The 24,148-nt window shown below is 62.1% G+C and carries 24 protein-coding genes and 1 pseudogene; 19 read left to right on the top strand and 6 right to left on the bottom strand.

The window, feature by feature from the left end; translation table 11 throughout:
- Positions 1–40 precede the first annotated feature (40 nt).
- The 3 genes from FGE05_RS16280 to rpmE form a co-directional block, all read right to left on the bottom strand.
- On the bottom strand, positions 41–1,309 hold the full coding sequence (locus FGE05_RS16280; protein ID WP_139646501.1) for a malic enzyme-like NAD(P)-binding protein: 1,269 nt from the start codon (positions 1,307–1,309) through the stop codon (positions 41–43).
- Between the two features lie 181 nt (positions 1,310–1,490).
- Positions 1,491–2,276, bottom strand: a complete 786-nt coding sequence (locus FGE05_RS16275) for a thermonuclease family protein (RefSeq protein ID WP_139646500.1) — start codon at positions 2,274–2,276, stop codon at positions 1,491–1,493.
- Positions 2,277–2,317: 41 nt separating this feature from the next.
- A complete protein-coding gene (rpmE, locus tag FGE05_RS16270) occupies positions 2,318–2,536 on the bottom strand; it encodes a 50S ribosomal protein L31 (protein ID WP_024779913.1) in 219 nt (72 codons plus the stop codon).
- Between the two features lie 299 nt (positions 2,537–2,835).
- Here rpmE and FGE05_RS16265 point away from each other — a divergent pair, with 299 nt between their 5' ends.
- The 10 genes from FGE05_RS16265 (at position 2,836) to FGE05_RS16220 (ending at position 15,889) form a co-directional block, all read left to right on the top strand.
- Complete coding sequence (locus FGE05_RS16265; RefSeq protein ID WP_139646498.1) at positions 2,836–5,055, top strand: primosomal protein N'; 2,220 nt, start codon at positions 2,836–2,838, stop codon at positions 5,053–5,055.
- 210 nt (positions 5,056–5,265) lie between these two features.
- On the top strand, positions 5,266–7,002 hold the full coding sequence (argS, locus tag FGE05_RS16260) for an arginine--tRNA ligase (protein ID WP_139646497.1): 1,737 nt from the start codon (positions 5,266–5,268) through the stop codon (positions 7,000–7,002).
- A gap of 1 nt (position 7,003) precedes the next feature.
- Entirely contained in the window at positions 7,004–7,699 is a 696-nt protein-coding gene (locus tag FGE05_RS16255; protein ID WP_041024763.1) for an SPOR domain-containing protein, read from the top strand.
- Positions 7,700–7,920: 221 nt separating this feature from the next.
- Positions 7,921–8,451, top strand: coding sequence for an ATP-dependent protease subunit HslV (hslV, locus tag FGE05_RS16250; protein ID WP_003186641.1), 531 nt, complete (start codon positions 7,921–7,923; stop codon positions 8,449–8,451).
- Between the two features lie 44 nt (positions 8,452–8,495).
- Entirely contained in the window at positions 8,496–9,833 is a 1,338-nt protein-coding gene (gene hslU, locus FGE05_RS16245; protein ID WP_139646495.1) for an ATP-dependent protease ATPase subunit HslU, read from the top strand.
- 170 nt (positions 9,834–10,003) lie between these two features.
- The gene (locus tag FGE05_RS16240) at positions 10,004–10,381 is read left to right on the top strand and encodes a gamma-butyrobetaine hydroxylase-like domain-containing protein (protein ID WP_024779918.1); all 378 of its coding nucleotides are present in this window, start codon (positions 10,004–10,006) and stop codon (positions 10,379–10,381) included.
- A 274-nt stretch (positions 10,382–10,655) separates the two neighbouring features.
- The gene (phaC, locus tag FGE05_RS16235) at positions 10,656–12,335 is read left to right on the top strand and encodes a class II poly(R)-hydroxyalkanoic acid synthase (protein ID WP_139646493.1); all 1,680 of its coding nucleotides are present in this window, start codon (positions 10,656–10,658) and stop codon (positions 12,333–12,335) included.
- 224 nt (positions 12,336–12,559) lie between these two features.
- The gene (gene phaZ / locus FGE05_RS16230; RefSeq protein ID WP_139646491.1) at positions 12,560–13,417 is read left to right on the top strand and encodes a poly(3-hydroxyalkanoate) depolymerase; all 858 of its coding nucleotides are present in this window, start codon (positions 12,560–12,562) and stop codon (positions 13,415–13,417) included.
- Between the two features lie 108 nt (positions 13,418–13,525).
- A complete protein-coding gene (phaC, locus tag FGE05_RS16225) occupies positions 13,526–15,208 on the top strand; it encodes a class II poly(R)-hydroxyalkanoic acid synthase (protein ID WP_139646489.1) in 1,683 nt (560 codons plus the stop codon).
- 60 nt (positions 15,209–15,268) lie between these two features.
- The gene (locus FGE05_RS16220; protein WP_139646487.1) at positions 15,269–15,889 is read left to right on the top strand and encodes a TetR/AcrR family transcriptional regulator; all 621 of its coding nucleotides are present in this window, start codon (positions 15,269–15,271) and stop codon (positions 15,887–15,889) included.
- Between the two features lie 167 nt (positions 15,890–16,056).
- Here FGE05_RS16220 and FGE05_RS16215 read toward each other — a convergent pair whose 3' ends face one another.
- The 3 genes from FGE05_RS16215 to FGE05_RS16205 all read right to left on the bottom strand — a co-directional run bounded on the left by FGE05_RS16215 (position 16,057) and on the right by FGE05_RS16205 (position 17,928).
- Entirely contained in the window at positions 16,057–16,971 is a 915-nt protein-coding gene (locus tag FGE05_RS16215; protein ID WP_139646486.1) for a phasin family protein, read from the bottom strand.
- A gap of 10 nt (positions 16,972–16,981) precedes the next feature.
- A complete protein-coding gene (locus FGE05_RS16210; RefSeq protein WP_139646484.1) occupies positions 16,982–17,404 on the bottom strand; it encodes a phasin family protein in 423 nt (140 codons plus the stop codon).
- 248 nt (positions 17,405–17,652) lie between these two features.
- Entirely contained in the window at positions 17,653–17,928 is a 276-nt protein-coding gene (locus FGE05_RS16205; protein WP_139646482.1) for a polyhydroxyalkanoic acid system family protein, read from the bottom strand.
- Positions 17,929–18,068: 140 nt separating this feature from the next.
- Between FGE05_RS16205 and ubiE the strand changes: the two genes are divergently transcribed.
- The 9 genes and pseudogenes from ubiE to FGE05_RS16160 all read left to right on the top strand — a co-directional run bounded on the left by ubiE (position 18,069) and on the right by FGE05_RS16160 (position 24,103).
- Positions 18,069–18,839, top strand: coding sequence for a bifunctional demethylmenaquinone methyltransferase/2-methoxy-6-polyprenyl-1,4-benzoquinol methylase UbiE (gene ubiE / locus FGE05_RS16200; RefSeq protein ID WP_024779926.1), 771 nt, complete (start codon positions 18,069–18,071; stop codon positions 18,837–18,839).
- Positions 18,839–19,463: pseudogene (locus FGE05_RS16195) on the top strand (SCP2 domain-containing protein). The gene ubiE and the pseudogene FGE05_RS16195 overlap by 1 nt, the downstream one beginning before the upstream one ends.
- On the top strand, positions 19,460–21,064 hold the full coding sequence (gene ubiB, locus FGE05_RS16190) for a ubiquinone biosynthesis regulatory protein kinase UbiB (protein WP_139646478.1): 1,605 nt from the start codon (positions 19,460–19,462) through the stop codon (positions 21,062–21,064). The pseudogene FGE05_RS16195 and the gene ubiB overlap by 4 nt, the downstream one beginning before the upstream one ends.
- Before the next feature lie 81 nt (positions 21,065–21,145).
- Positions 21,146–21,544: a phosphoribosyl-AMP cyclohydrolase gene (gene hisI, locus FGE05_RS16185; RefSeq protein ID WP_024779928.1), complete on the top strand. Its 399-nt coding sequence runs from the start codon at positions 21,146–21,148 to the stop codon at positions 21,542–21,544.
- The gene (locus FGE05_RS16180; RefSeq protein WP_003186671.1) at positions 21,537–21,869 is read left to right on the top strand and encodes a phosphoribosyl-ATP diphosphatase; all 333 of its coding nucleotides are present in this window, start codon (positions 21,537–21,539) and stop codon (positions 21,867–21,869) included. Before hisI ends, FGE05_RS16180 begins: the two co-directional genes overlap by 8 nt.
- A gap of 24 nt (positions 21,870–21,893) precedes the next feature.
- Positions 21,894–22,181 carry a twin-arginine translocase TatA/TatE family subunit gene (locus FGE05_RS16175; protein ID WP_139646475.1) on the top strand — a complete coding sequence of 96 codons (288 nt, stop codon included), beginning with the start codon at positions 21,894–21,896 and terminating at the stop codon, positions 22,179–22,181.
- A gap of 10 nt (positions 22,182–22,191) precedes the next feature.
- Entirely contained in the window at positions 22,192–22,608 is a 417-nt protein-coding gene (gene tatB, locus FGE05_RS16170) for a Sec-independent protein translocase protein TatB (RefSeq protein WP_139646473.1), read from the top strand.
- Complete coding sequence (gene tatC / locus FGE05_RS16165) at positions 22,605–23,399, top strand: twin-arginine translocase subunit TatC (RefSeq protein WP_139646471.1); 795 nt, start codon at positions 22,605–22,607, stop codon at positions 23,397–23,399. The genes tatB and tatC overlap by 4 nt, the downstream gene beginning before the upstream one ends.
- Positions 23,396–24,103 (top strand): 16S rRNA (uracil(1498)-N(3))-methyltransferase, encoded by a 708-nt coding sequence (locus tag FGE05_RS16160; RefSeq protein ID WP_139646469.1) that lies wholly within the window; start codon positions 23,396–23,398, stop codon positions 24,101–24,103. Before tatC ends, FGE05_RS16160 begins: the two co-directional genes overlap by 4 nt.
- The last annotated feature ends 45 nt before the right edge of the window (positions 24,104–24,148 follow it).

The raw sequence follows: 24,148 nt of genomic DNA, 5'->3' as shown, positions 1-24,148 counted from the left end.
TCACAGGAGCCGGGGTTTTTCGTTGAAGCGTTACAACGGTTTAGCCGTTGAACACATCATCCACGCTCTTGAGCGGGTAGTTTTTCGGGTACGGCAGGGTTGCCACGCCAGTCTCGATCGCGGCCTTGGCCACGGCGTCGGAGATGAGGGTGATCAGGCGGGCGTCCATTGGCTTCGGAATGATGTATTCACGACCGAATTCCAGCTTGATGCCGCCGTAGGCGTCGCAGACTTCCTGAGGCACCGGCAGCTTGGCCAGTTCGCGCAGGGCGTTGGCCGCCGCGACTTTCATCTCTTCGTTGATGCGCTTGGCGCGAACGTCCAGGGCACCACGGAAGATGAATGGGAAGCCCAGTACGTTGTTGACCTGGTTCGGGTAGTCCGAACGACCAGTCGCCATGATCACGTCGTTGCGAGTGGCGTGAGCCAGTTCCGGAGCGATTTCCGGATCCGGGTTCGAGCAGGCGAACACGATCGGGTTCGGCGCCATGCGCAGCAGGTTTTCCGGGCTCAGCAGGTTCGGACCCGACAGACCGACGAATACGTCAGCGCCGTCCAATGCGTCCGCCAGGGTGCGCTTGTCGGTCGCGTGAGCGAAGACAGCCTTGTACTGGTTCAGGTCGCTACGACCGGAATGGATCACACCGGTACGGTCGATCATGAAGATGTTTTCGATCTTCGCGCCCATGCTCACCAGCAATTTCATGCAGGAGATGGCCGCAGCACCGGCGCCCAGGCAGACGATCTTGGCTTCCGGCAAGGTTTTGCCAGCGATTTCCAGGGCGTTGATCATGCCGGCCGCGGTCACGATTGCGGTACCGTGCTGGTCATCGTGGAACACCGGAATGTCGCACTGTTCGATCAGCGCGCGTTCGATTTCAAAGCACTCAGGCGCCTTGATGTCTTCCAGGTTGATGCCACCAAAGGTGATGGAGATGCGCTTGACGGTGTCGATGAAGGCTTGCGGGCTTTCGGAGTCGACTTCGATGTCGAACACGTCGATACCGGCGAAACGCTTGAACAGCACACCCTTGCCTTCCATGACCGGCTTGGAGGCCAATGGACCCAGGTCACCCAGGCCGAGAATCGCGGTGCCATCGGAAATGACTGCAACCAGGTTGCCCTTGCCGGTGTATCGGTAGGCCAGTTCAGGGTCGCGAGCGATTTCGCGGACTGGCTCGGCTACGCCGGGGCTGTAGGCCAGCGACAGATCGCGGGCAGTAGCGGTGGCCTTGGTGAGCTCGACACTCAGCTTTCCTGGACGAGGATGAGCGTGATATTCGAGAGCGGCAGTTTTCAGATCAGACATGTGGGCATTCCGCTTTTTACTGTGTTGGACAGACGGACCGCCGAGGATACGCGCCTCGCAAAGTCCCTACAAGACTGACCGGTCACCGCTGTCAAGCGCCCTGCCCTACGACTTTGGGCCAAGGGCCACGAAACACAAGGGCTCGATGCATACAATCAACAGAAAAAATGTCTACAATTTTTTATCCCGGCATCGGACTCAGCATCGCCGGATCGGTCAGCGGCAGTAGCCAGCGGCCTTGCCCCTGCCCCGCGTTCCCACGGCGAGACCGCTCGGCCACCCAGCCACGCGCCTCGACCTGCTTGCCGACAAGGCGCTCGAGCGAAGCCATATCGAAGCGTTCCAGCAGATTGGGCGCAATGCGCAATACAACCGAATTATCCAATTGCAGCCAAACACCACCACGATTGCGCCTGACTGCGCTGACGCGCCCGCTCAGCACTGCGAAACCGGACGCCTTGACCTGCCCGGTCTTGAGCACGGGTGAACGCTTCCACAGGCCGAGACGCGCTTCCCGCGCCTGGCGTTCGGCGGCCCGCTGACAATCGGCCAACCCGACATTCGGTGCCACCGCCACCTGAAAGCCCAGGCCCTCGGCGAGCATCTGCGCTTCGAGATTGCGTCCATCGGCACCATAGGCATGGGCCAGTGTCCGACCGTAGCGATCCTTGCCCTCCCTGCCGGGAACCAACCCTACGCGCCCGCCACTGGCGGCCACCAAGGCTTCCAGGCGACGGCGGGCCGCAACGGCAAAGGGCTCGTCGGAACGCCCCTGCCGACCCAGCTCAGGTATATTGAGGCCGATCAAGCGCACGCTGCGACCATCTGTCAGGCGCAGGGTATCGCCATCCACCACCCGCCGGACCACCACCTCGGTCGCGCCCGTCGGTGCGGGGCAGAAGGCCTGGGCGCCGCTCAGCCAAATCGCGGACACAAAAAAGGCGCCCACAAGGGACGCCTTTTTCATCACTTCGCAGCCGTCGAAACGACCCGCCAAAATGATCAGTCTCAGGCCTTTTTGGCGCCGAAAGCACCGAAACGGTCTGCGAACTTCTGAACGCGACCACCGGTATCCAGAGTCTTTTGCTTACCGGTGTAGAACGGGTGGCATTCGTTGCAAACGTCGATCGCCAGGGCTTTGCCGTAGGTCGAACGGGTTTCGAACTTGTTGCCGCAGCTGCAGGTTACAGCAATGGCTGGGTATTCCGGATGGATATCGGCTTTCATGGTGTTTTCCTCAGGCTAGCGTGCCGCCACCCAACACTATTGTTGAATACCGCACGTAATTAGGGCGCGGATTCTACCAGACATCGACGATGACGCAAGCTATGCCTTGTACCAACCGTCTGCTAGGCTCCCGACCTCAACTGTGGGAGCGAGCCTGCTCCGGGCGGCGATCCGACGATGGCGGCGTGTCAGTCACTGTGCAGGTTGCTGAACCACCGCTATCGTCGGATCGCCGCCCGGAGCAGGCTCGCTCCCACAGGGTGCACCCAGCCCTTCTGATTTGCTATCGAGATCCCCGCGTGCCCGACGCCATCCTGCGCCTCGCCCTGCCTTCGCCCCTGCGCCGCCTGTTCGACTATCGCGCCCCGGCCGGAGTCCCGCGTGCCCGGCTGCAACCGGGCATGCGCTTGCGGGTGCCGTTCGGTCGGCGGGAAATGATCGGCATTCTGGTGGAAGTCACCGACCACAGCGAGGTCCCCGCCGACAAGCTCAAGCCCGCCCTGGCGCTGCTCGATGCCACGCCGCCGCTGCCGACCTCGTTGTTCAAGCTGTGCCTGTGGACCGCCCAGTATTACCAGCACAGCCTCGGCGACACCCTGAGTTGGGCGTTGCCGGTGTTGCTGCGCCAGGGCGAACCGGCCGAAGCACGCCAGGAGCGGTTCTGGTCGGTGGCACCGGGGGCTTCGCTGGATGACCCGCGCATCGCCCGCGCGCCCCGTCAACGCGAAGCCCTGGCGACGCTTGCCCAGCATCCCCACGGCGTGGCGCATCAGTTGCTGAGCAAGCTGATGCTCAGCAAGGACAGCCTCGACCTGCTGTTGGCCAAGGATCTGGTCCAGGTGGAAGTCCGCCGGCATGCCCCGGGCGCCCGTCATGAACATTGGCTGGCCCAGCCGGAACTGCCGCTCAATGCCGAACAGCGAGCGGCTTGCGAAGCGATCCGCGCAGGCTTCGACAGTTATCACGCCTTTCTGCTGGCGGGCGTCACCGGCAGCGGCAAGACCGAAGTCTATCTCCAGCTCATCCGCCAGACCCTGGAAGCGGGCAAGCAGGCCCTGGTGCTGATTCCGGAAATCAACCTCGGTCCACAGACCCTCGCGCGCTTCGAACAGCGTTTCAACGCCCGGATCGCCCTGGTGCATTCGGCGGTCAATGACCGCGAACGCCTGGAAGCCTGGCTGGCCGCCCGGGACGGCGAGGCCGATATCATCATCGGCACCCGCTCGGCCCTCTTCACGCCGATGAAGAACCCCGGGCTGATCATCATCGACGAAGAACACGACGGCTCGTATAAACAGCAGGAAGGCCTGCGCTACCACGCCCGCGACCTGGCCCTGGTGCGGGCCCGCCAGGAGGACATTCCCATTGTCCTCGGCTCGGCGACGCCCTCCCTGGAGAGCCTGCACAACGCCTACACCGGTCGCTATGGGCTCCTGCGCCTGAACGAACGGGCCGGCGGTGCCAAACAGCCGCGGTTCCTGCGCCTGGACGTAAAGAGCCGCCCACTGGACAGCGGCATTTCCGGGCCGATGCAGCAAGCCATCGGCCAGACGTTGGCTGCCGGCCAGCAGGTCCTGGTGTTTCTCAACCGCCGCGGGTTCGCCCCGACCCTGCTGTGCCATGACTGTGGCTGGATGTCCGGCTGCGAACGCTGCGACGCGCGGATGACCGTGCATCAACGCTACGGCGAGCTGCGTTGCCACCACTGCGGCCACACCGAGCGAGTACCGAGGCATTGCCCGCAATGCGGCAAGGTGGACTTGCGTCCGGTGGGCGCCGGCACCGAACGCGCCGAAGAGCGCCTGGGCATTCTCTTTCCCCATTACCCGGTGCTGCGGGTGGATCGTGACAGCACGTCGCGCAAGGACGCGATGAACCAGTTGTTCACCACGATCCAGAAAGGCCAGCCCTGCATCCTGGTGGGCACGCAGATGCTCGCCAAAGGACACCACTTCCCCCGGGTGACGCTGGTGTCGATCCTGGACGCCGACGGCGGGCTGTTCTCCGGGGATTTCCGTGCCAGCGAACGCATGGCGCAACTGATCGTCCAGGTTGCCGGCCGTGCCGGGCGGGCCGAAGAGCCGGGCAAGGTGATTATCCAGACCCACCTGGCGGACCACCCGCTGCTGATACAACTGACCGAGCAAGGCTACTTCGCCTTCGCCGAGCAAGCCTTGAGCGAGCGCCGCAGCGCCGGCCTGCCGCCGTTTGCCCATCTGGCGCTGTTGCGGGCCGAAGCCCACAAGCCGGGGCAGGCCGAAGGCTTTCTTGACGACGCCTGCAGCGAGGCCGAGCGCCTGCTGGCCGAGCAGAACCTGAGCGGAATCGAGTTGCTGGGCCCGGTACCAGCGCCGATGGAACGACGCGCGGGGCGCTATCGGGCGCAACTCTTGTTACAAGCCAATGCCCGGGCGCCGCTACATCGCCTACTGAGCGCCTGGCTGCTGGTACTGGAACAGATGCCCAGCGGACGAGCGGTACGCTGGTCGATGGATGTGGATCCGGTGGATTTGTACTGAATGGAATATCGCCGCCCGGAGCAGGCTCGCTCCCACAGGAAATCGCATTCCAATGTGGGAGCGAGCCTGCTCGCGATGGCGTCCGAATAGTCACCACCGGCCCCCAACCGACCCGCTACAGTTGGCAAGCCCGTCTTCCCCACGGATAATGCCCAGTTTTTCCACCAGCGCATCGAAGCGCCGCCGCGCCTGCGGTTGAAAGAGAAGACCATGAAAGACACCATTCGCCAGCTCATCCAGCAAGCCATCACCCAACTCGTCGCTGAAGGTGTGTTGCCAGAAGGCCTGTCGCCGGCGATTCAGGTCGAAAACACCCGCGACAAGACCCATGGCGACTTTGCCAGCAACATCGCAATGATGCTGGCAAAACCGGCCGGAATGAAACCACGGGACCTGGCCGAGAAAATCATCGCTGCGCTGCCGGCTGACGAAAACGTCACCAAGGCAGACATCGCCGGCCCCGGGTTCATCAACTTTTTCCAGAATACCCAGGCCCTGGCCTCGCGCCTGGACGCCGCCCTGGCCGACGAACGCCTCGGCGTGCGCAAAGCCGGCCCGTTGCAACGCACCGTGGTCGACCTGTCCGCGCCGAACCTCGCCAAGGAAATGCACGTCGGCCACCTGCGCTCGACCATCATTGGCGATGGCGTGGCCCGGGTCCTGGAGTTCCTGGGCGACACCGTGATCCGGCAGAACCACGTCGGCGACTGGGGCACCCAGTTCGGCATGCTGATGGCCTACCTGCAGGAAAACCCAATCACCAGCGACGAACTGTCGGACCTGGAGAACTTCTACCGCGCCGCCAAGCAGCGCTTCGACGAGTCGCCGGAGTTCGCTGACCGCGCCCGTGGCCTGGTGGTCAAGTTGCAGGCCGGCGATGCCGAGTGCCTGGCCCTGTGGAGCAAGTTCAAGGACATCTCCCTGTCCCACTGCCAGAAAATCTACGAACTGCTGAACGTCAAGCTGACCATGGCCGACGTGATGGGCGAAAGCGCCTACAACGACGACCTGATCAATGTGGTCAACGACCTTCGGGCCAAGGGCTTGCTGGTAGAGAGCAACGGCGCCCAGTGCGTGTTCCTCGACCAGTTCAAGACCGCCGACGGCGAGCCTCTGCCGGTGATCATCGTCAAGGCCGACGGCGGCTACCTCTACGCCACCACTGACCTGGCGGCCGTGCGCTATCGCAACAGCGTGCTGAAGGCGGACCGGGTCCTGTACTTCGTCGACCAGCGTCAGGCCCTGCACTTCCAGCAAGTGTTCGAAGTGGCCCGCCTGGCCGGCTTCGTACCTCGCCCGATGGAAATGGAGCACATGGGCTTCGGTACCATGAACGGTGCCGATGGCCGTCCGTTCAAGACCCGCGACGGCGGCACGGTGAAATTGATCGACCTGCTGACCGAAGCCCAGGAGCGCGCCTACACCCTGGTCAAGGGCAAGAACCCGGACCTGGCCGAGGACGAACTGCGCCAGATCGCCAAAGTCGTGGGCATCGACGCGGTGAAGTACGCCGACCTGTCCAAGCACCGCACCAGCGACTACAGCTTCAACTTCGACCTGATGCTCAATTTCGAAGGTAACACCGCGCCGTACCTGCTGTACGCGTACACCCGCGTGGCAGGCGTGTTCCGCAAGCTCGGCAAAAGCTTCGACGAGGTGGATGGCCGGATTGTGCTGGAGGCGGCTCACGAACAGGAACTGGCAGCGAGGTTGGCGCAGTTCGGCGAAGTGCTGAACAACGTCGCCGACAAGGGCACACCCCACACCCTGTGCGCGTACCTGTATGACGTGGCCGGTCTGTTCTCCAGCTTCTACGAGAACTGCCCGATCCTGAGCGCCGACACCCCGGAGCAAATGCAGAGCCGCCTGCGCCTCGCCGCGCTGACCGGACGCACCCTCAAGCAAGGCCTGGAACTGCTGGGCCTGGAAACGCTGGAGCGCATGTAAGTTGGCTGCCAAGAAAAAACCTGCCCCCAAACGCGGCGCCAGTCGTTACCAGGCCCCGGCCAAGAAGCCGATTCCGGGCTGGTTGTGGATGGCGATCGGCCTGAGCGTCGGCGCCTTCATCGTGTTCCTGATGAAACTGGAGCCGGGCCAGGGCGATGACGTCAAGCGCGTTCGCCAGGAGCAGCAGAAAGCCACGCGCATCGCCGAGGCCAACAAGACTCCGCCGAGCCCGACGCAACCGGTGAAGCCGAAATACGACTTCTACACCCTGCTGCCGGAGTCGGAAGTCATCGTGCCGCCTGATGCGGTACCGGAAAAAACCCTGCCGACGCCACAAGTGCCCGCCACGCCGGTCACTCCGGCCGAAGCCGCGAAGATCGACACCGCCCGCGCCCAGGCGGCCCTGGCTGGCATCACGCCGCCACCGGCGCCACCCGTGCAGAAAGCCGCGCCGGTGACGAAGTTCTTCCTGCAAGCCGGTTCGTTCCGCAAGGAAGCCGACGCCGACAAGGTCCGGGCGCAGATCATCTTGCAGGGCCAATCCGTGTCGGTGGAGTCCGGGACCGTGAAGGACGAAACCTGGTATCGGGTCATGGTCGGCCCGTTCAGCAACCGCGAGGAACTGACCAAGGCGCAGAAACAACTGGCCAGCAGCGGCTTTAGCAACCTGCTGTTACAACAACGCCAGAGCCGCTAGTAGCCTACTGATCGTTCCCACGCTCCGCGTGGGAACGCCTCAGGGGACGCTCCGCGTCCAGTGACGCGGAGCGTCACGGGCTGCATGCCCACGCGGAGCGTGGGCACGATCAGTAAGAGACCACCCGTCCTCTCGCCCACGCCGCAGTTGAAAAACCCCACGTCACCCCCATATGAGTTTTCATCCGGGCATTTTCGCCCCGCTGCGTGGAGACTCTTCCCTTGACCACCATCGTTTCAGTCCGCCGTCATGGCAAAGTCGTCATGGGCGGCGACGGCCAGGTTTCACTGGGCAATACCGTGATGAAAGGCAATGCGAAGAAAGTCCGCCGCCTGTATCACGGCCAGGTAATCGCCGGCTTCGCCGGGGCCACTGCCGACGCTTTTACCTTGTTCGAGCGCTTCGAAGGCCAGTTGGAAAAACACCAGGGCCATCTGGTTCGGGCCGCCGTTGAGCTGGCCAAGGAGTGGCGCACCGACCGTTCCCTCAGCCGCCTCGAAGCCATGCTGGCGGTCGCCAACAAGGACGCCTCCCTGATCATCACCGGCAACGGCGATGTGGTTGAGCCCGAAGACGGCCTGATCGCCATGGGTTCCGGGGGCGCCTACGCCCAGGCCGCCGCCAGTGCGCTGCTGAAGAAGACCGACCTGTCGGCCCGTGAAATCGTCGAGACCGCCCTGGGCATTGCCGGCGACATCTGTGTCTTCACCAACCATACCCAAACCATTGAGGAGCAGGATCTCGCAGAATGAAGCCCGTACCCCGGCTCATTCTTGCTTGAGGACCGCCAACTACTATGTCCATGACTCCCCGCGAAATCGTCCACGAACTCAACCGCCACATCATCGGCCAGGACGATGCCAAGCGCGCCGTCGCCATCGCCCTGCGTAACCGCTGGCGCCGGATGCAGCTGCCCGAAGAGCTGCGCGTCGAAGTGACCCCCAAGAACATCCTGATGATCGGCCCGACCGGTGTCGGCAAAACCGAGATCGCCCGTCGCCTGGCGAAACTCGCCAACGCCCCGTTCATCAAGGTCGAGGCCACCAAGTTCACCGAAGTCGGCTATGTCGGCCGTGACGTCGAGTCGATCATCCGCGACCTGGCCGACGCCGCCATCAAGCTGCTGCGCGAACAGGAAATCACCAAGGTCCGCCACCGCGCCGAAGACGCGGCCGAAGAACGCATCCTCGATGCCCTGCTGCCACCGGCGCGCATGGGTTTCAATGCCGACTCCGCCGCGACCCAGGACTCCAACACCCGCCAACTGTTCCGCAAGCGTCTGCGCGAAGGCCAGTTGGACGACAAGGAAATCGAGATCGAAGTGGCCGAAATGTCCGGCGTCGACATTTCCGCGCCGCCGGGCATGGAAGAGATGACCAACCAGTTGCAGAGCCTGTTCGCCAACATGGGCAAGGGCAAGAAGAAAAGCCGCAAGCTGAAGGTCAAGGAAGCGCTGAAACTGGTGCGCGATGAAGAGGCCAGCCGCCTGGTCAACGAGGAAGAACTGAAGGCCAAGGCCCTGGAGGCCGTCGAACAGCACGGCATCGTGTTCATCGACGAAATCGACAAGGTTGCCAAGCGTGGCAATGTCGGCGGTGCCGACGTCTCCCGTGAGGGCGTGCAACGGGACCTGCTGCCGCTGATCGAAGGTTGTACGGTCAACACCAAGCTGGGCATGGTCAAGACCGACCATATCCTGTTCATCGCCTCCGGCGCGTTCCACCTGAGCAAGCCAAGTGACCTGGTGCCGGAACTGCAAGGCCGCCTGCCGATCCGTGTGGAGCTCAAGGCGCTGTCGCCGGAAGACTTCGAACGCATCCTGAGCGAGCCCCATGCCTCCCTGACCGAACAGTACTGCGCACTGCTCAAGACCGAAGGCCTGAACATCGAGTTCACGCCAGAAGGCATCAAGCGCCTGGCGCAGATCGCCTGGCAGGTCAACGAGAAGACCGAGAACATCGGTGCTCGCCGCCTGCACACGCTGCTTGAGCGACTGCTCGAGGAAGTGTCGTTCAGCGCCGGTGACCTGGCGAGCAAACATGACGAAGCGCCGATCCTCATCGACGCCGAGTACGTCAACAGCCACCTGGGTGAATTGGCGCAGAACGAAGACCTGTCGCGGTATATCCTGTAACTCATCACTACAGGCATGCGCAGTTCCGTGTGGGAGCGAGCCTGCTCGCGAAAGCGGGGTATCAGTCACATCATTGTTGGCTGACACTGCGCCTTCGCGAGCAGGCTCGCTCCCACATCTGACGGTGTCGCTGCGTAGATCAGGGTTCTTTCAGCTACGGACCACAGGCCATGACCAAACTCCCCACCGCCATCAATCTGCACAAAGCTTCGAAGACCCTGACGCTGAAATACGCGCCGGACGAGGAGTACCACCTGCCCGCCGAATTCCTGCGGGTGCATTCGCCTTCCGCCGAGGTCCAGGGCCACGGCAAACCCATCCTGCAATACGGCAAGCTCAACGTCGGTTTGTCCAAGATCGAACCCGCCGGCCAGTACGCACTGAAATTGACCTTCGACGACGGTCATGACAGCGGACTGTTCACCTGGGAGTACCTGTACCAGTTGGCAGTGCGCCAGGACGACTTGTGGAGCGATTATCTTGCCGAGCTCAAGGCCGCCGGAAAAACCCGCGACCCCAGCGAGTCCGTCGTCAAGCTGATGCTCTAGCTCAAGGGCTGGCGCTTTAGGGCGAATTTTCTAGACTCATCTGTTTGAATGTCCACCCGGCAAGGTCAATGACTGGCCTGCTTGCGAAAAAAATTAAACTCGGGTAACCAATGGAGCTGGCAAGTTCCCTGCAAAGGAACCTGCGAGTTCCCTTGCACATGTTTCCTCATTGGCCACGATGCGGAATTAACGGTCACCCGAGCAGCGTACCTGGTATTGGCTGTGTGGCTTTGCGGCACGGTCCCGGTACTCGTCTGACAATGGAGCGTCGTAGATGAGCAACAAGAACAACGATGACCTGAAGTACCAAGCCTCGGAAAATACCCTGGGGTTGAATCCCGTCGTCGGCTTGCGCAGAAAAGACCTGCTGGCCTCTGCTCGCATGGTACTGACCCAGACCCTCAAGCAACCGCTGCACAGCGCCAGGCACGTCGCCCATTTCGGTGCCGAGCTCAAGAACGTCCTGTTCGGCAAGTCCGAGCTGCAACCAGCCGCCGATGACCGCCGCTTCAATGATCCGGCATGGAGCCAGAACCCGCTCTACAAGCGCTACATGCAGACCTACCTGGCCTGGCGCAAGGAACTGCATGCCTGGATCGATGACAGCAACCTGCCGCCCCAGGACATCAGCCGTGGGCATTTCGTGATCAACCTGATGACCGAAGCCATGTCGCCGACCAACTCGGCGGCCAACCCGGCAGCGGTCAAGCGCTTCTTCGAAACCGGCGGCAAGAGCCTGCTGGACGGCCTGTCCCACCTGGCCAAGGACCTGGTGCACAACGGGGGGATGCCGAGCCAGGTGGACATGGACGCCTTCGAAGTCGGCAAGAGCCTGGGCGTGACCGAAGGTGCCGTGGTGTTTCGCAACGACGTGCTGGAGCTGATCCAGTACCGTCCCATCACCGAGCAGGTCCATGAGCGACCGCTGCTGGTGGTTCCGCCGCAGATCAACAAGTTCTATGTATTCGACCTGAGCCCGGACAAGAGCCTGGCGCGCTTCTGCCTGCGCAGCAATGTGCAGACCTTCATCGTCAGCTGGCGCAACCCCACCAAAGACCAGCGCGAGTGGGGCCTGTCGACCTACATCGAGGCGCTAAAGGAAGCGGTGGATGTGGTCACGGCCATCACCGGCAGCAAGGACGTGAACATGCTGGGAGCCTGTTCGGGTGGCATCACCTGCACCGCGCTGCTGGGCCATTACGCCGCCCTCGGCGAGAAGAAAGTCAACGCCCTGACCCTGTTGGTGAGCGTGCTCGACACCACCCTGGACACTGACGTGGCACTGTTCGTCGACGAGCAGACCCTCGAAGCGGCCCGGCGTCATTCCTACCAGGCGGGTGTGCTCGAAGGCCGCGACATGGCCAAGGTCTTCGCCTGGATGCGCCCCAACGACCTGATCTGGAACTACTGGGTCAACAACTACCTGCTGGGCAACGAGCCGCCGGTATTCGACATCCTCTTCTGGAACAACGACACCACCCGGCTTCCGGCGGCGTTCCACGGCGACCTCATCGAAATGTTCAAGACCAACCCATTGACCCGGCCCAATGCACTGGAAGTGTGCGGTACGCCGATCGATCTCAAGCAGGTCACTGCCGACATCTTTGCCCTGGCGGGCACCAACGACCACATCACGCCGTGGAAGTCCTGCTACAAGTCGGCGCAGCTGTTCGGTGGCAAAGTGGATTTCGTGCTGTCGAGCAGCGGTCATATCCAGAGCATCCTCAACCCGCCGGGCAATCCCAAGTCGCGCTACATGACCAGCGAAGACATGCCCGCCAAGGCCGAGGACTGGCAGGAAAACTCCACCAAGCACACCGATTCGTGGTGGCTGCACTGGCAGGCCTGGCAGGCCGAGCGCTCGGGCAAACTGAAAAAGGCACCCACCGTTCTGGGCAACAAGACCTACGTGGCGGGTGAAGCGGCACCTGGCACGTATGTGCATGAGCGGTAACGGATGGGACTTGCCTGCCGATATCCTGATCTGATGCAGGACCCGCTCGCTGCAGACCCGATCCCATGCTCGCAGCAAATCCCCTGTGGGAGCGAGCCTGCTCGCGACAGCGCCAGGCCAGTCAAATCCATACCGACTGACCCGACGCCAGCGCGAGCAGGCTCGCTCCCACAAGGAATCGGGGAAAAATGAAAGATCGCGACATAACCCACAGGGCTTGAAGCATGCCGCAACCGTACATCTTCCGTACCGTCGACCTGGATGGCCAGACCTTGCGCACCGCGGTACGTCCCGGCAAGCCTCACTTGACGCCGCTGCTGATTTTCAACGGCATCGGCGCGAACCTGGAGCTGGTGTTCCCGTTCATCGAGGCCCTGGACCCGGACCTGGAAGTCATCGCCTTCGATGTGCCTGGTGTCGGCGGTTCATCGACACCCAGCCGGCCCTATCGCTTTCCTGGCCTGGCAAAGCTTGCCGCGCGCATGCTCGATTACCTCGACTATGGGCAGGTCAGCGTGGTGGGTGTGTCATGGGGCGGCGCCCTGGCCCAGCAGTTCGCCCACGATTACCCGGAGCGCTGCAAGAAACTGATCCTGGCGGCCACGGCCGCCGGGGCGGTGATGGTGCCGGGCAAGCCGAAGGTACTGTGGATGATGGCAAGCCCCAGACGCTACGTTCAGCCTTCCCATGTGCTGCGCATCGCGCCGCTGATCTACGGCGGCTCGTTCCGCCGCGACCCGAATCTGGCGACCAGCCACGCGGCCAGGGTCCGCTCGGCGGGCAAACTCGGTTATTACTGGCAACTGTTTGCCGGCCTGGGCTGGACCAGTATCCACTGGCTGCACAAGATCCATCAGCCGACCCTGATCCTGGCCGGCGACGACGATCCGCTGATCCCGTTGATCAACATGCGCATGCTGGCCTGGCGCATCCCCAACTCCCAGCTGCACATCATCGATGACGGCCACCTCTTCCTGATCACCCGGGCCGAGGCCGTGGCGCCCATCATCATGAAGTTCCTGGAGGAAGAACGTCAGCGTGCGGTCATGCATCCGCATCCCACACCGCAGGGTGGCGGCTGACGCCCCGGCGCGCCTGGCAGGAAGCCGGAACGCGCAACTTCCGAAACAGCGACTATGTTGTCTGATTCGGTGTGTTTGTATTTGGCCTGATGAAGAAGGAGTTGACTCATGCGCGACAAACCGGCGAAGGGTTCCATGCCCGCCCCTGCCAGCTTCATCAATGCGCAAAGTGCGGTCACCGGCCTGCGCGGCAGGGACCTGCTGTCCACCTTGCGCGACGTTGCCGCCTACGGCTTGCGCAACCCGGTGAACAGTGCCCGGCACGCGCTGAAGCTGGGCAGCCAGTTGGGTCGCGTGCTGCTGGGGGAAACCCTGCACCCCACCAACCCCAAGGACAAGCGCTTCGCCGATCCCACCTGGGAACTCAATCCCTTTTACCGTCGCAGCCTGCAGGCCTACCTGAGCTGGCAAAAACAGGTCAGGAGCTGGATCGACGATTGCGACATGACGCCCGATGATCATGCACGCGCGCACTTCGCCTTCTCGTTGCTCAACGACGCCATGGCGCCCTCGAACACCTTGCTCAACCCACTGGCAGTCAAGGAGTTCTTCAACTCCGGCGGCACCAGCCTGATCCGTGGCCTCAGTCACCTGGTCGATGACCTGCTACACAACGACGCAATGCCACGGCAGGTCACGCCCCATGCCTTCGAGGTCGGCAAGACCCTGGCAATCACACCCGGCGCAGTGGTGTTCCGCAATGAAATGCTGGAGCTGATCCAATACCGGCCCATGAGCGAAAAGCAATACGCCAAGCCGTTGCTGATCGTGCCGCCGCAGATCAACAAGTTCTATATTTTCGACCTGACCCCCTCCAACAGCGTCGTCCAGTACGCCCTGAAGAATGGCTTGCAGGTGTTCATCATCAGCTGGCGCAACCCGGATGTGCGCCACCGTGAATGGGGCCTGTCCAGTTATGTGGAGGCGACCGAAGCAGCCATGAACGTCTGCCGGGCGATCACTGGCGCCCGTGAGGTCAACCTGATGGGGGCTTGCGCCGGCGGCATGACCATCGCTGCCCTGCAAGGTCATCTGCAAGCTAAGCGTCAACTGCGCCGAGTCGCCAGCGCCACGTACCTGGTGAGCCTGCTGGACTGCGAGATCGACAGTGCGGCCACCCTGTTCCTCGATGAGCAGGCCCTCGAAGCCGCCAAGCGCCGGTCCTACCAGAAGGGCATTCTCGAGGGTCGTGACATGGCCCGGGTATTCGCCTGGATGCGGCCCAACGATCTGGTGTGGAATTACTTCATCAATAATTACCTGCTGGGCAAAGAACCGCCGGCCTTCGACATCCTCTACTGGAACAACGACTCCACGCGGCTGCCGGCGGCCTATCACGGTGAACTGCTGGACCTCTTCAAGCACAACCCGCTCACCCGTCCCGGGGCGCTGGAAGTGTGCGGCACACCGGTCGACCTGCAGCAGGTGACCGTGGACAGTTTCAGCGTGGCCGGCATAAACGACCACATTACCCCGTGGGACGTGGTGTATCGTTCGACGCTGCTGCTGGGAGGTGAGCGACGCTTCGTGCTCTCCAACAGCGGGCATATCCAGAGCATCATCAATCCTCCGGGCAACCCCAAGGCCAATTACGTCGAGAATCCACAACTGAGCAGTGACCCGCGAGCCTGGTACTACGATGGCAAACACGTCGATGGCAGCTGGTGGCCTCAGTGGCTGGACTGGATTCAGGCGCGCTCCGGTGCCCGGCGTGAAACCCGGATGACCCTGGGCAACGCCAAATACCCACCACTGGAAGCGGCACCGGGAACCTATGTACGCGTGCGTTGAATGGCTCACCCCACGGTCGAAGTATCGGCCGTGGCACGACTCCATCATTAAGAAAACCGGATGAAGACCCGCGACCGCATTCTTGAATGCGCCCTGCATCTGTTCAATGAAAAGGGCGAACCGAACGTTTCCACCCTGGAAATCGCCAACGAAATGGGCATCAGCCCCGGCAATCTCTATTACCACTTCCATGGCAAGGAACCCCTTGTCCTGGGGCTGTTCGAGCACTTCCAGGCAGAGTTGTCACCATTGCTGGATCCCCCCGCCGACGCGCAACTGGCACCGGAGGATTACTGGTTGTTCCTGCACCTGATCGTCGAACGCCTGGCCCAATACCGGTTCCTGTTCCAGGACTTGTCGAACCTGGCCGGGCGCTTGCCGAAACTGGCCAAGGGTATCCGCCAGTTGCTCAATGCCCTGAAGCGCACCCTCGCATCCCTGCTGGCGCAACTCAAGGCCCAGGGGCTTCTGGTCAGCGGCACCCAGGCCTTGGGACAATTGGTGGAACAGATCACCCTGACGTTGCTGTTCTCGCTGGACTACCAGCGGATTCTTGATCGCGAAGGGGAGGTTCGACTGGTGGTCTATCAGATCATGATGCTGGTGGCCCCGCATCTGCTACCGGCGACCAAGGTGGCGACCGAACGGTTGGCATTGCGGTATCTGGAAGACCACGAATAGCCCTTTCTGTGGGAGCGAGCCTGCTCGCGAAGGCGGTGGGTCAGCAGCGTGGATGTCACTGATACACCGCTATCGCGAGCAGGCTCGCTCCCACAAGGGCCCTGTGGCACTCATGAACAAAAACGCCCGACCTTCGCAGGCCGGGCGTTTTGTGTGTGCCCTGAAAATCAGGACTGACTGGTAGGCGTCGATGGAGCCGGCGCTGGAGTCGGGGTGGCAACCGGAGTCGGAGCCGAGGCGGAGTTTGCCGTGCTCGTCGGGGTCGCCGGTTTTGCGACGGCTGCCGGTGCCTTGGGTGCCGCTGCTTTTGGCGCGGTCGCTTTCTTCACGGCCGGCTTTTTCGCGGCGGCAGGTTTGGCTGCTGCTTTTACCGCGGGCTTGGCCGCCGGTTTCGCTGCCGGTTTCGCCGCAGCAGGTTTCGCCGCCGCGGTTTTTGCCGCAGGCTTCGCCGCTGGTTTGGCCGCTGCAGGCTTGGCTGCCGCTTTGGCCGCTACCGGTTTGGCCGCAGCCTTGACTGCAGGCTTGGCTGCAGCGGTTTTTGCCGCTGGCTTGGCCGCGGCTTTCACCGCAGGTTTGGCCACGGTTTTCGCCGCCGCTTTCACCAATGGCTTGGCCGCCGCTTTAGTGGCCGGCTTGGCCGCTGCAGTCTTGGCCGCCACCGGTGCGACCTTGGCCCCGGTGAGTTTTTCGATCTGCTTGGTCAGGGTGTCGACCTTGCTGTGCAGAGCCTTGACTTCATTGCGGCTTGGCACGCCCAGGCGAGAGATCGCGCTGTTCAGGCGCTTGTCGAAAGCCCCTTCCAGCTCGTCCCATTTGCCCAGCGCACGATCCTTCACGCCGCTCATGCGCGACTTGGCGGACTCGGCAGAGTCCTTGGCGGCATCGACTTGCTTGCTGACCGCCGTCTTGGTGAGTTTTTCGGCCTTCTCGCCGTCCTTAACCAGGGACTCGAAGAGTTTGCTGCCGTCAGTGTCGATCTTCGAGTACACGCCTAAACCAGCAAGCCAGATTTTGCGGGAGTATTTTTCAATCTTCCCGGCCCACGAGCTGCTTTCTTTTTCGGTTGTTCTTTTGCCAGCCATCCCGTTCTCCTTAATGTTTACGCGTCACACGTTCGAGCAGTGCCGTCAGCTCATCGAGCTTGGCAGAGAGTGCCTCAACGTCATGTTTAGACGGAATGCCGATACGATTCAAGGCACTTGCAACACGGGCGTCGAATACCTTCTCGACTTTATCGAGTTGTACTTCGACCCGGGCCTTGAACGTATTGACGTCAGCCTTGGCTTCAATCAGTTCGCTGTTGGCCGCTTCAAGTTTTCCAGCGATATTCTTTTTACCTTTGGTTTCAATAACTTCGCCAGCCTTGACCAACTCTTGGAAGTACTCGCTGCCTTCCTGGCCGACCTTGGTGTAGGCGCCCAGGCCAGCCAGCCAGATCTTGCGCGCGTACGTTTTCACGCCGCTGAGCGTGGAAGATTCAACGTCGGTTTTTTTCTTCAGAATAACTTTGGCCATGGTGCACCTCACTGGAAAACAGGTTGGAGGAACTGCCCGCATGCGGACGGGCTCAGGCACAAAGTAGGGAGAATAATTAGAAACGGCACCCTAACAACTCACACAATTCTTGAAAGCACTGACTTCTTTCTTGTGGGAGCGAGCCTGCTCGCGATGGCGGTATCACCGTCAACATCATCATTGAATGACCCACCGCTATCGCGAGCAGGCTCGCTCCCACAGCGGGGAGTGCCCACATGAGTTCAGCGTCAGGCCAACGCCTTATCCAGCGCCTTTTCAATCTCCGTCTTGATCATCCCGCTCATGGCCGACATCAACAGGCCCAGCTTCACGTCGACGCGAATCAGGTCCTCGCCGACCGCCACCGTACCCTCGACTCCGGAACCCTTGAACTCCAGCGTGTCGCCGACCCATTGCGGTTTCAGGCCATAGCTGTCGGATAATTTCTGCGCCAACTGGTCGGCCTTCGCGCGGGCCGCTTCCTTGCCCAGGTCATGGGTACGCTCAACACTGATTTTGGCCATTCGCTGACTCCTGTTATATCGGCAATTGCCCGGACTGCGTCAAAACGTCCCGGCGGTGGTTCATCTTACCTTCAGCCTTGCCAAGACAAAGCCCTCCACCGGGATTAGAATGTCCCGCATTCTTTTTTGGTGACAGCGATATGACTGATCAGCGCAAAGGCAGCGATGCCGAACCCACCACTCACTTCGGCTTCAAGAACGTGCCGGAAAGCCAGAAGGCGGAAAAAGTCGCTGAGGTTTTCCACTCGGTAGCCGCCAAATATGACTTGATGAACGATCTGCTCTCGGGCGGCATGCACCGTCTGTGGAAGCGCTTCGCGATCGAGCTGTCGGGCGTGCGCAGCGGCAACCGCGTGCTGGACATCGCTGGCGGCACGGGCGACCTGACGAAAAAATTCTCCCACATCGTCGGACCGACCGGCCATGTGGTGCTCGCCGACATCAACGAATCCATGCTCAAGGTCGGTCGAGACCGCCTGCTGGATCTGGGTGTGGCCGGCAATGTCGAGTTCGTCCAGGCCGACGCCGAGAAACTGCCGTTCCCGGACAACCACTTCGATTGCGTGACCATCGCCTTCGGCCTGCGCAATGTCACCCACAAGGAAGACGCCCTGCGCTCGATGCTGCGGGTGCTCAAGCCCGGTGGGCGCCTGTTGGTGCTGGAATTTTCCAAACCTACCAACGCGCTGATGTCCAAGGCCTACGACGCCTACTCGTTTGCCTTCATGCCATTGATGGGCAAGCTGATCACCAACGATGCGGAAAGCTATCGCTACCTGGCCGAATCGATCCGCATGCACCCGGACCAGGAGACCCTGAAGTCGATGATGGTCGAGGCCGGTTTCGACCGCGTGACCTACCACAACATGACCTCAGGCATCGTGGCCCTGCACCGCGGTATCAAACCCTGATGCTGCTCGCCGGCCTGCTCGCCAGCGTCGAACTCGGCATCAACCGGGTATTGCGCCTGGACAGCACGGCGCTGGCGCGCCTGGCGCATCTGGGTGGCAAGGTGATTGCCGTCGATTGCCGCAGCCCGACGTTGCAGCTGTTTATCCTGCCCAGCGACGAAGGCCTGATGCTCGCCTCCCATTGGGAAGCCGAGGCGGATTGCACCCTGCGTGCCCCGGCCTCGAGCCTGCTGAACCTGGCCTTGAGCAAGGACAAAACGGCGGTGTTGCACAGCCCCGACGTCGAGCTCGAAGGCGACAGCGGCGCGCTGCTGGACCTGGCGGCCATCCTGCAGGACCTGGAGCTGGACTGGGAATATGAGCTGTCCCGCTGGCTCGGCCCGGTGGCCACCCAGTTGATCAGCGGCCACTTACGCAGCCGCACACGCTGGTATCGGCAGGGGTTCGCCAGCCTGGGGCAGAATCTGAGTGAATACCTGGCCGAAGAATCGCGTACGCTCGTAGGAAAACGCGAAGCCGAAGCCCGTTTTAACGAACTGGACCGGATCAAACTTGATCTGGAACGTCTCGAGGCGCGTTTCGAGCGCCTTTCCCGATCCCTTGAAACCAAGCGATAACGCATGAAGCTGCTTGCCGTCCGCCGTTTGTTGCGCATCCAGCGCGTCGTGATCCGTTACCGCCTCGATGACTTGCTGTTCGCCCTGCCTCTGCCCTGGTTTCTGCTGGCACTGCGTTTCGTGCTGCCGTGGCGCTGGTTCCCCCGGCGAACGCTGGACCTGAGTCGCGGCGCCCGCCTGCGGCTGGCCTTGCAGGACCTGGGACCGATCTTCATCAAGTTCGGGCAGATCCTCTCGACCCGCCGCGACCTGTTGCCCGAAGACATCGCCGATGAGCTGATGCTGCTGCAAGACCGCGTGCCACCGTTCGACTCCAAACTGTCGGTGGCCCTGATCGAGGAGCAACTGGGCAAGAAGATCAACGAAGTCTTCAGCCGTTTCGACGTCGAGCCCCTGGCCTCGGCCTCCGTGGCCCAGGTCCATGCCGCGCAGCTCAAGAGCGGTGAAGAAGTGGTGGTCAAGGTCATCCGACCGGGCCTCAAGCCGGTCATCGCCCAGGACCTCGCCTGGCTGTTCATCCTCGCCCGCACCGCCGAGCGACTGTCTGCCGATGCGCGCCTGCTGCACCCGGTCGACGTGGTCCAGGATTACGAGAAAACCATCTACGACGAGCTCGACCTGCTGCGCGAGGCCGCCAACGCCAGCCAGTTGCGCCGCAACTTCGAAGGCTCGCCGCTGCTGTATGTGCCGCAGGTCTATTGGGACTGGTGCCGCCCCAAGGTTCTGGTAATGGAGCGCATCTACGGCATCCAGGTCACCGACCTGGCGACCCTGGCCGACCAGCGCACCGACATGAAGATGCTCGCCGAACGCGGCGTGGAGATCTTCTTCACCCAGGTGTTCCGCGACAGTTTCTTCCACGCCGACATGCACCCCGGCAACATCTTCGTCAGCACCGTGCAACCGTGGAGCCCGCAATACATTGCCATCGACTGCGGCATCGTCGGCAGCCTGACACCCGAGGACCAGGATTACCTGGCCCGCAACCTGTTCGCGTTCTTCAAGCGCGATTACCGCCGCGTCGCACAACTGCACATCGATTCAGGCTGGGTACCGGCCGAGACCAAGCTCAACGAATTCGAAGCGGCGATCCGCACCGTGTGCGAGCCGATCTTCGAAAAACCGTTAAAAGATATTTCCTTCGGCCAGGTGCTGATGCGCCTGTTCCAGACCGCGCGTCGCTTCAACATGGAGGTTCAGCCACAGCTGGTGCTGTTGCAGAAGACCCTGCTGAACATCGAAGGCCTCGGTCGCCAGTTGTACCCGGACCTGGACCTGTGGAACACCGCTCAGCCCTTCCTCGAACGCTGGATGCGCGAGCGCGTCAGCCCCAAGGCCCTGCTGGGCAACGTGCAGAGTCAGCTCGAGCAGATCCCGCACCTGGCCAACATGACCCGGGACCTGCTCGAACGCATGTCCCAGCCCCACGCCCAAGACCCCGCCCCGCCGTGGAAACGCCGCAAGGACGACTGGTTGCTGCGCCTGCTCGGTGCCGCACACTTGGGTGGCGGCGCGGTGCTGGCGGCCGGCGGACCGTTGAGCGAGCTGGGGCATTGGCCTGCCGCCGTGATGGTGATCGTTGGTTTGTATCTGGTCGTTCGTCGATAGCCAGCACCGGTTCGCACTGGCACACTGTTTCAACGCTGGGCCCACCGACTTGAGGTGCAAGGCCCATGGTCGGAGTCGAAGATGAAAAACTGGCAGGACGAAATCAAATGGGACGCTGACGGCCTGGTGCCAGCCATCGCCCAGGATCACAAGACCGGGCGCGTACTGATGATGGCCTGGATGAACCGCGAGGCCCTGGCCCTGACCGCCAGCGAGAACCGCGCCATCTACTGGTCACGTTCCCGTGGCAAGCTGTGGCGCAAGGGCGAAGAGTCCGGCCACGTGCAGCATCTGCATGAAATGCGCCTGGACTGCGACGGCGACGTCATCATCCTGATGGTCGAACAGGTCGGTGAAATCGCCTGTCACACCGGCCGTCAGAGCTGCTTCTATCGCGTCTTCGAGAACGGCGATTGGAAAACCGTCGATCCGGTGCTCAAGGACCCGCATGCCATTTATTCAGGACATACTCATGAGTGATACCCTGACCCGCCTGGCCCAGGTGCTGGAAGAGCGCAAAGGCGCAGCGGCTGACAGTTCCTATGTCGCGAGTCTGTACCACAAGGGCCTGAACAAGATTCTGGAGAAAGTCGGCGAGGAATCGGTCGAGACCATCATCGCCGCCAAGGACGCCGCTATCAGCGGTGACTGCAGCGACGTGATCTACGAGACCGCCGACCTGTGGTTCCACAGCCTGGTCATGCTGGCTCAATTGGGGCAGCACCCACAGGCTGTACTGGATGAACTGGACCGTCGCTTCGGTCTGTCCGGGCACGTCGAGAAGGCTTCGCGCCCGTCCGCCTGATCAACTATTGAGAGGAATAGCCACATGGGTATTTTTGACTGGAAACACTGGATCGTCATCCTGGTTGTCGTGGTGCTGGTGTTCGGGACCAAGAAACTGAAGAACCTGGGTACCGATGTCGGCGAATCGATCAAGGGCTTTCGCAAAGCCATGAACGACGACGAGAAACCGGCCGATCCGACGGCAGCCCCTGCCCAGCCTGTGCAGCCGGCCCAGCCCGTACAGCCTCAAGCAGCACAGCCTGTGAATGCGCCGCACACTATCGATGTGCAGGCACAGAAAGTCGAAGAGCCGACCCGCAAAGACTCGTGAGCACTGACTAATGTTTGGGATCAGCTTCACTGAACTGCTGCTCGTCGGCCTCGTCGCCCTGCTGGTGCTGGGCCCCGAGCGCCTGCCGGGTGCTGCGCGCACCGCCGGTCTCTGGATCGGGCGCCTGAAGCGCAGCTTCAATGCGATCAAACAGGAAGTTGAGCGTGAAATCGGTGCCGACGAGATCCGTCGGCAACTTCACAACGAACACATCCTGTCCCTGGAGCAGGAGGCGCGCAAGATCCTCACGCCGACCCAACAGGAGCCGACACCGGTCCAACCCACGGCCGAACAGGCAACGGCGCCCCAGGTGCCGGTGGATGAACCCGCAGCGGTGCCGGCTGAGCCAGTCAAGCCCGTAGAGACAGCCCCAACGGCGCCGACACCGGCCCCCAACGACCCCACACAGCCGCCGCGAGCATCATGAGCAATATCCCAGAGAACGATCAGCCGATGCCGCTGGTATCGCACCTCACCGAGTTGCGCACCCGCCTGCTGCGCTGCGTGGCGGCGATTTTCATCATCTTCGCCGGGCTGTTCGCCTTCACCCAGCAGATCTATACCTTCGTCTCCACGCCCCTGCGCCAGTATTTGCCGGCAGGCGCGACCATGATCGCCACCGACGTGTCGTCGCCGTTCCTGACACCGTTGAAGCTGACGATGATGGTCTCGCTGTTCCTGGCGATCCCGGTGATCCTGCACCAGATCTGGGGCTTCATCGCCCCCGGCCTGTACAAGCATGAAAAACGCATCGCCGTGCCGCTGTTGGTGTCCAGTATCCTGCTGTTCTACACCGGCATGGCGTTCGCCTATTTCCTGGTGTTCCCGCTGATCTTCAAGTTCTTCGCCGCCGCCACTCCGGCCGGCGTGGAGATGATGACCGACATCACCAGTTACCTGGATTTCGTCATGACGCTGTTCTTCGCCTTCGGCGTGGCGTTCGAAATTCCCGTTGCGGTGGTGTTGCTGGTGTGGATCGGCGTGGTCGACGTTACGTACCTGAAGAAGATCCGTCCGTACGTGATCATCGGCTGCTTCGTGGTCGGCATGATCCTGACCCCGCCGGACATTTTCTCCCAGACCTTGCTGGCAGTACCGATGTGGTTGCTGTTCGAGATCGGCGTGCTGTTCGGCGGTCTGGTGCGTAAACGTAGCGAAGAGCCGGAAGCTGAAACGGCCGACGATCATAACGACCAGCCGCCTGCGACCCAACCGTGAACCTGCTGCTGCTCGAAGAGGCCGATTTCGTTGGTCCTGACCGGGTCGTCCTGAGCGATCGCCGCCTGACCCACATGCAGGAAGTCCACCGCAGCGCTGTCGGCGACAGCCTGCGGGTCGGACGCATCGGCGGGTCGATGGGCTCCGCCCAGGTGCTGCGCCTGGAAGCCCGCGAAGCCGAACTGCAAGTGACCCTCGACCAGCCACCGCCGGCGAAGCTGCCATTGACACTGGTGCTGGCCCTGCCGCGTCCGAAGATGCTCCGGCGGGTGTTCCAGACCATTGCCACCATGGGCGTGCCGCGCGTGGTGCTGATCAACAGCTATCGCGTCGAGAAGAGCTTCTGGCAGACGCCGTTCCTCGAGCCCGAGGCCATCCGCGAACAATTGATCCTTGGCCTGGAGCAGGCCCGGGACAGTGTGCTACCGGAGATCATCATCGAAAAGCGCTTCAAGCCCTTCGTTGAAGATCGCCTGCCGGCCATCGTCAATGGCACCCTGGGCCTGGTGGGCCATCCTGGTGACCACCCGCCCTGCCCCCGGGCACTGACGGAACCGGTCACGCTGGCGATTGGCCCCGAAGGCGGTTGGATTCCTTACGAGATCGACCTGCTGGGCAAGGCCGGCCTGCAGCCGGTGCAACTTGGCGAACGAATCCTGCGGGTCGAGACCGCGGTGACGGCATTGCTCGCCCGACTGTTCTGATCCCCTCGCCGCAAAATCTCGACAAATCCCTACAGATTTCGCCCA

This window comes from Pseudomonas sp. ICMP22404 (assembly GCF_006227205.1).
Lineage (GTDB): Bacteria > Pseudomonadota > Gammaproteobacteria > Pseudomonadales > Pseudomonadaceae > Aquipseudomonas.
Note: the sequence above shows the minus strand (reverse complement) of the source record. Positions and strands in the feature narration are given on the sequence as shown.

Bases quoted from the DNA above. Each gene is read 5' to 3' on its own strand.
- tatB (WP_139646473.1), top strand. From the start codon at position 22,192: ATGTTTGGGATCAGCTTCACTGAACTGCTGCTCGTCGGCCTCGTCGCC.
- hisI (WP_024779928.1), top strand. From the start codon at position 21,146: ATGAAAAACTGGCAGGACGAAATCAAATGGGACGCTGACGGCCTGGTG.
- FGE05_RS16175 (WP_139646475.1), top strand. From the start codon at position 21,894: ATGGGTATTTTTGACTGGAAACACTGGATCGTCATCCTGGTTGTCGTG.
- FGE05_RS16205 (WP_139646482.1), bottom strand. From the start codon at position 17,928: ATGGCCAAAATCAGTGTTGAGCGTACCCATGACCTGGGCAAGGAAGCG.
- FGE05_RS16275 (WP_139646500.1), bottom strand. From the start codon at position 2,276: ATGAAAAAGGCGTCCCTTGTGGGCGCCTTTTTTGTGTCCGCGATTTGG.
- FGE05_RS16215 (WP_139646486.1), bottom strand. From the start codon at position 16,971: ATGGCTGGCAAAAGAACAACCGAAAAAGAAAGCAGCTCGTGGGCCGGG.
- hslU (WP_139646495.1), top strand. From the start codon at position 8,496: ATGTCCATGACTCCCCGCGAAATCGTCCACGAACTCAACCGCCACATC.
- FGE05_RS16240 (WP_024779918.1), top strand. From the start codon at position 10,004: ATGACCAAACTCCCCACCGCCATCAATCTGCACAAAGCTTCGAAGACC.
- phaZ (WP_139646491.1), top strand. From the start codon at position 12,560: ATGCCGCAACCGTACATCTTCCGTACCGTCGACCTGGATGGCCAGACC.
- rpmE (WP_024779913.1), bottom strand. From the start codon at position 2,536: ATGAAAGCCGATATCCATCCGGAATACCCAGCCATTGCTGTAACCTGC.
- FGE05_RS16180 (WP_003186671.1), top strand. From the start codon at position 21,537: ATGAGTGATACCCTGACCCGCCTGGCCCAGGTGCTGGAAGAGCGCAAA.
- FGE05_RS16220 (WP_139646487.1), top strand. From the start codon at position 15,269: ATGAAGACCCGCGACCGCATTCTTGAATGCGCCCTGCATCTGTTCAAT.
- ubiE (WP_024779926.1), top strand. From the start codon at position 18,069: ATGACTGATCAGCGCAAAGGCAGCGATGCCGAACCCACCACTCACTTC.
- argS (WP_139646497.1), top strand. From the start codon at position 5,266: ATGAAAGACACCATTCGCCAGCTCATCCAGCAAGCCATCACCCAACTC.
- phaC (WP_139646493.1), top strand. From the start codon at position 10,656: ATGAGCAACAAGAACAACGATGACCTGAAGTACCAAGCCTCGGAAAAT.
- FGE05_RS16280 (WP_139646501.1), bottom strand. From the start codon at position 1,309: ATGTCTGATCTGAAAACTGCCGCTCTCGAATATCACGCTCATCCTCGT.
- ubiB (WP_139646478.1), top strand. From the start codon at position 19,460: ATGAAGCTGCTTGCCGTCCGCCGTTTGTTGCGCATCCAGCGCGTCGTG.
- FGE05_RS16210 (WP_139646484.1), bottom strand. From the start codon at position 17,404: ATGGCCAAAGTTATTCTGAAGAAAAAAACCGACGTTGAATCTTCCACG.
- tatC (WP_139646471.1), top strand. From the start codon at position 22,605: ATGAGCAATATCCCAGAGAACGATCAGCCGATGCCGCTGGTATCGCAC.
- phaC (WP_139646489.1), top strand. From the start codon at position 13,526: ATGCGCGACAAACCGGCGAAGGGTTCCATGCCCGCCCCTGCCAGCTTC.